Origin of the sequence: Planktothrix sp. FACHB-1355 (genome assembly GCF_014748295.1) — a bacterium.
In the GTDB taxonomy this organism is placed as follows: domain Bacteria; phylum Cyanobacteriota; class Cyanobacteriia; order Cyanobacteriales; family Aerosakkonemataceae; genus Aerosakkonema; species Aerosakkonema funiforme_A.
In genome coordinates, this window is the sequence record NZ_JACJUP010000426.1 from 1 (window position 1) to 5,143 (window position 5,143).

The following is a 5,143-nucleotide window of genomic DNA, read 5'->3' on the forward strand; positions in this document are numbered from 1 at the left end:
GATCGCATCGAACGCAACGGCAAACGCACTGGCCGAATGCTGGGAATTTACCAAAAAATTTTACAAGGAGTGCCAGTTGAAACAGATGATAGCCCCGAACAGATAGAGTTGCTCCTCAGTGGATTGGTTGTCAGACACCAGGGATTGCTAAAAGTAAAAAATCGCATTTATGAAGCAGTTTTCAATCTGCAATGGGTAGAACAACAATTAGCATACTTACGTCCTTATTCGCAGTCTTTGGAAGCTTGGGTTGCTTCCAAACGAACCGATGAATCTCGTTTGTTGCGCGGACAAGCGCTCAAAGATGCGTTAGCTTGGGCATTGGGCAAAAGTTTAACCGACTTAGATTATCAATATTTGTCTGCCAGTCAAGAATTGAGTAAGCGGGAAACAGAAGTTGCCCTTGAATCTCTAGCACAAGCTAATCAAATCCTTTCCTCTGCCAGACGGAGAGTGAAGAAAGAACGTCTCAAGCACAGAATTTGGCTTGGTTGGACTGGGATAATTGCTGTTTGTGCTGCCAGCACGATTATGCTGTTACGTTTGACGGGATTGTTGCAGGGGATGGAATGGAATGCTTTAGACACATTTTTTAGCTGGCGTCCTTTAGAATCACCCGATCCGCGTATAGTTATTGTCACTGTTGATGAAACCGATATTACTAAGATTAGGAAGTGGCCCATTCCCGATTTATTTTTGGCCCAAACAATTAAAAATATCAAAGCTCGCAATCCTAGAGTAATCGGTCTCGATTTATATCGAGATTTACCTGTAGAACCAGGTCATCAGGTATTAGAGGAGATATTTAAATCTACGCCCAATCTAATTGGAATTGAAAAAATTGTCGGCAGTCGCGTCAATCCACCGCCAATCTTAGACAAGTTACGGCTAGTTGGGTTTGCCGATGTGATATTAGATGCGGATGGCAAAACCCGTCGCGGTTTGATATCGGTGGAAAGCCAAGATCGAGTTCATCAGGCTTTGGGATTGCAGCTCGCTTTAATGTATTTGAATGCGGAAAAAGTGACTGCGAAACAAATAGATCGGCGGCGGTTGCAATTCGGTCGAGCTTTCTTCGCACCATTTGATAGTAATGATGGCGGATATGTCCGAGCTGATGCTGGCGGTTATCAAATCTTGCTCAACTATCGCGGTACGTTAGAAAATTTCCAAACAATCTCGTTTTCTGACGTGCTGAATAACCGGATACCGCCAGATTTGATCGAAGATCGAATTGTTTTGATCGGAACGACTGCCGAAAGCCTCAACGACCTCTTCTATACACCTTATGGTAGTAATTTATTTCGCACGTCCGATCGCACGCCGGGAGTTGCGATTCACGCTAACTTAACCAGTCATATTTTAAGTGCTGTTTTGGATGGAAGACCTTCCATCCAAGTTTGGAATGAAGCACAAGAGTGGTTGTGGATTTTGCTTTGGTCGTTGCTTGGCGCAGCGTTAACCTGGTGGTTTAGGTCTTTGAGAGCGATCGCTCTCAGTATTTGTTTAGCAGTTGCTGGGTTATTATTAGTAACTTATTTGGCTTTTTTGCAGGGATGGTGGTTACCTCTTGTACCGCCGATGCTGGGTTTATTTGGGGCAGCGATCGCTCTCGCTATCGTCATCAACAAACAAGTAGAACAGATTCAACTGCAAAGAATTTTGGAGTTACTTTTACAAGAATGCGTCACTTATCCAACGGCTGGACGCATTGCGATCGAATATCTGAAGCAATCTGAAAATGATAGCGATCGAGCTTGGATCGAGCAGTCGCTAATCGCTCGCAATTTGCACTGAATTCCTGCTACAAATTCACTTATTTTCAGTGCCTAAAGATTTCAGATGATTGTTCATCTGCACGAGTTGCTTTTGCAGAACAGGATAATAAGTAGTTGGAATGAGCGGGTCTTTTTTTGTTTTAACTACTGCTGCGATCGGTACAACCCGAAAATTCAACTTATTATTCAACCTATAATTCTGAGTCCAAGTAGTCATCGCTTCCACGTTGCTAATCTCTATGGTTTTTTCCGGAAAGCGTTTGCGAATGTTCACAGAAAAAATAACGCCAAGGTCTTTGTAATTACCCACCTGATATGCAATAAAATTACCCATTGAATAAATCGCCACCGCCGTTCTGGGTTTGCCATCTTTACGCCGCAAATTGAAAATTTGGTATGGTTGAACAACGTGGGGATGACTGCCCAGAATAATGTCAGCACCCGCTTCTACCAACCGCTTAACCAATTGTTTTTGTGCGGGAGTAGGTTGACGCTGGTACTCATTGCCAAAATGCAAGCAAAGCGTCACTACATCGGCTCCCTCTTTTCTCGCTCTGGCAATATCTTTGACTATTTTCTTTTCATCGAGCAGTGAAATGAGATAGTTTTTTCCTTTGGGTATAGGGATGCCATTTGTGCCATAGGTGTAAGCCATTATCGCCATCGAAATGTCGTTTTTACGGACAAACAAAATCTTTGAAGCTGACTGAGGTGAAGTAGCCGTGCCAGTTGAAGGTATGCCCCGCTTCTGGATATTCTTAATCGTATTAATTATGCCCTTTTCGCCTTTATCTAAAGCATGATTGTTGGCATTTGTCAATACATTAAATCCAGCGTTTTTGGCAGCATCGACTATTTCAGCGGGCGCATTAAAAATCGGAAATTCTGAGTAGCCGAATTCCGCACCCGCTACAGGAACCTCCAGATTAGCGATCGCCCAATCACCTGTAGAAATTATCGGTTTTACTTCTTTGAAAAAGTTATCGAAATTATAGGTTTTAGTTTGGGGATTGTAACCCGATCGAGTGAGAGCTAAGTGCATCAGGATATCGCCAACCGCAATCAATTTAGCTTCTTTTGTATAAGTCCTTAACTTTGGCTCGACTTGTGAGTTAGAAGATGGTTTAGTTTGTTCGATCGCCGTTTTATTTCCATTCCCAATTTGACTGCAACCAGAAATCAACAATACGAAAATTATCAGCAGTGATTTAAATTTCATAAGAGTTTAGGCTCCTCAGAAAGTTTATCGAATGAAACTTACGCTTAATGAATTTCCCCCATACCTAGAATACCGATTCAGTATTCAGTATAGGGGACGATCGACTGGGTTTCTTTCGTTGGTAAGCCGGATATTTCGTTGCTATAACCAAAAAAAATCGGTTTTTCCTAAATTTATCCTCGACCAGAACGATTTTTCATAGAAACCGATTTTCTTTGCGTCAGTCTAAAGTTATTTCAACACCTGAAGTCCAAAACAGACAAGCAAGACAAGGAAAAAGGTAATATTTACGGTTGTTTGGCTTATCTATATGAAAAATGTTGTATTGGATTACCAATCATCTTTTCAGGAATCAACTTTTCACGATTTAGCTCGCCAAACCAGCAGTCTGATGTTGCAGCATAGACACTAATTGTTCAATTCCTTTTTGCAGATGTCGGGTTACGGTCATTGGACTGACACCAATCCTTTTAGCAGCTTCTTTCCGGGGTAGTTCCCGTAGAAACACGCACTCAATAGCTGCTCTAGTTTTTTCTTCTAACTGACTCATTGCACCTTGCAGTTGTTGCCGCTCTTCCTCTAGATTTTGGAAAGCTTGGTAGCGAGAGTCAGGTAAAGTTTCTGCCAAACTTACCGGACAATCTACTTGATGGCTAATCGTAGCATCCAAACTGAGGGGTTGACGGTTTTGTGCAGCCAACTGACTTTCACGCCACTCTTGAAGAGATACTTTTAGTAGTTGAGCAATTTCACTATCTTTAGGTGTTCTACCGAGTTTGGCCGTCAGATCTTTGCGTACCTTTTCCCCTTCGTTGTAGAGTTCTTGCCATCTGCGGGGAACCTTGACTATACTACTTTTATCGCGCAGAAAGTGCAGCATTTCGCCCCGAATGTAAGGAATAGCAAAGGAACTGAAAGCACATCCTTGAGTGGGGTCGAAGCGCTCGATCGCACGAATCAAACCAAAATAACCAATTTGTTCCAAATCTTCATAGGGTTCGGCACACTGATGGCTGATGCGGTGGGCAACCTTGCGAACCAAACCAGCGTGCAACTGTACCAGTTGATTCCGTAGAGCAACTGTGGGATTTTGGTGGTAGGAAATCATCTTTTCCATCCCATAGGAGCCGATATCAGACTGAGTTGCTGTCATAAAAAATCCTCTGCCGTCAAACGCCATCTCGTATGTATCTCTTTGAGGTCATCTCTCCTTGGGCTGATATTTAGAGCGTTGACCCTATCTAAATTCATTGTCTGTAGATAAGCAGAGAGATACCATCGTTGTTCCACGGAAATCAGAACAAAGGTTGCACGGAGAATCAGCAGAAACACGCAAGCAATCTCAGCCGCCCCAAGGGTCGGCTTTAGCTTTTTTTAAGGATAAGCGGACAAACTTCCACCACCCTCTCCTCAGCGAATGGCTTAGGATCTAAGTGAAAATAAGACTAAAAAGCAATTTTGGCTTGTTAAGCAAAGATCCCCCAAGCGAGAGAGGAAACTGCATGAGTTATACAAGCAACTTCCGCGAAGCAATTCGGGAGGCCAAAGGCAATGCGCTTGTTGGCCCCAACGTAATTGCCAACGCCCTTCCCTTTTTGGGTGGTGGGTTGGTTTTAACTGCGATCGGCACCTACGGCGGTTTGGGAGTTATCCGTAACTACCCATCTTTATTCTTCCCAACTTTAATCGGTGCCGTTATCGCCGAGTTGGTTCTTTTCTTTGTCGCCCAAGGTGTTGCCGCCAAAGGCAACAACAAACTTGCCCTGCCCCTTTTGGCTACCTACAGCCTGCTGTCCGGCTACACCCTCAGCGGATTGGTATTCGTGGCACTAGGCACAAACGGCGTCGGCATTGAAGGAGTTGGCGTTGCTGCCCTTGGCTGCGGCATCGCCTTTATTGCCAGTCGCCAAATAGGTTCCAATTTATCTGAAGAAGATGGAATCGCCTTGACTAGAACAGTAAGCATGGGGATTATTGCCCTCTGCCTTGTCGTTCTCGGTCAATTCCTGTTGGCACTATTCGGCGTCTATAGCCCAACTTGGTTAGAAATCGGCATCTCCGGCATTGGCGTCTTCTTGTTTGCCGGTGCTGCTGTGGTAGATTTCTTCATTTTGCCGCGCACCTACCGCGACGAGGAGTACCAGCC

General features: G+C 44.1%; 4 protein-coding genes. 2 read left to right on the forward strand and 2 right to left on the reverse strand.

What is annotated here, in order from left to right; all coding sequences use genetic code 11:
* Positions 1-1,797, forward strand: a 1,797-nt coding sequence (locus H6S82_RS17520) for a CHASE2 domain-containing protein (RefSeq protein WP_191056484.1), incomplete at its 5' end; no start/stop codon positions are given.
* Between the two features lie 15 nt (positions 1,798-1,812).
* Here H6S82_RS17520 and H6S82_RS17525 read toward each other — a convergent pair.
* Together H6S82_RS17525 and H6S82_RS17530 are read right to left on the reverse strand one after the other, a co-directional pair.
* Entirely contained in the window at positions 1,813-2,997 is a 1,185-nt protein-coding gene (locus H6S82_RS17525) for a CapA family protein (RefSeq protein WP_190464402.1), read from the reverse strand.
* A gap of 367 nt (positions 2,998-3,364) precedes the next feature.
* A complete protein-coding gene (locus tag H6S82_RS17530) occupies positions 3,365-4,150 on the reverse strand; it encodes an RNA polymerase sigma factor SigF (protein WP_190464401.1) in 786 nt (261 codons plus the stop codon).
* Between the two features lie 349 nt (positions 4,151-4,499).
* Between H6S82_RS17530 and H6S82_RS17535 the strand changes: the two genes are divergently transcribed.
* The coding region (locus tag H6S82_RS17535; protein WP_191056485.1) for a Bax inhibitor-1 family protein at positions 4,500-5,143 on the forward strand (644 nt) is incomplete at its 3' end.

What these genes read in the sequence shown, in the direction of transcription:
- H6S82_RS17525 (WP_190464402.1), bottom strand. Translation starts at nt 2,997, where the DNA reads ATGAAATTTAAATCACTGCTGATAATTTTCGTATTGTTGATTTCTGGT.
- H6S82_RS17530 (WP_190464401.1), bottom strand. Translation starts at nt 4,150, where the DNA reads ATGACAGCAACTCAGTCTGATATCGGCTCCTATGGGATGGAAAAGATG.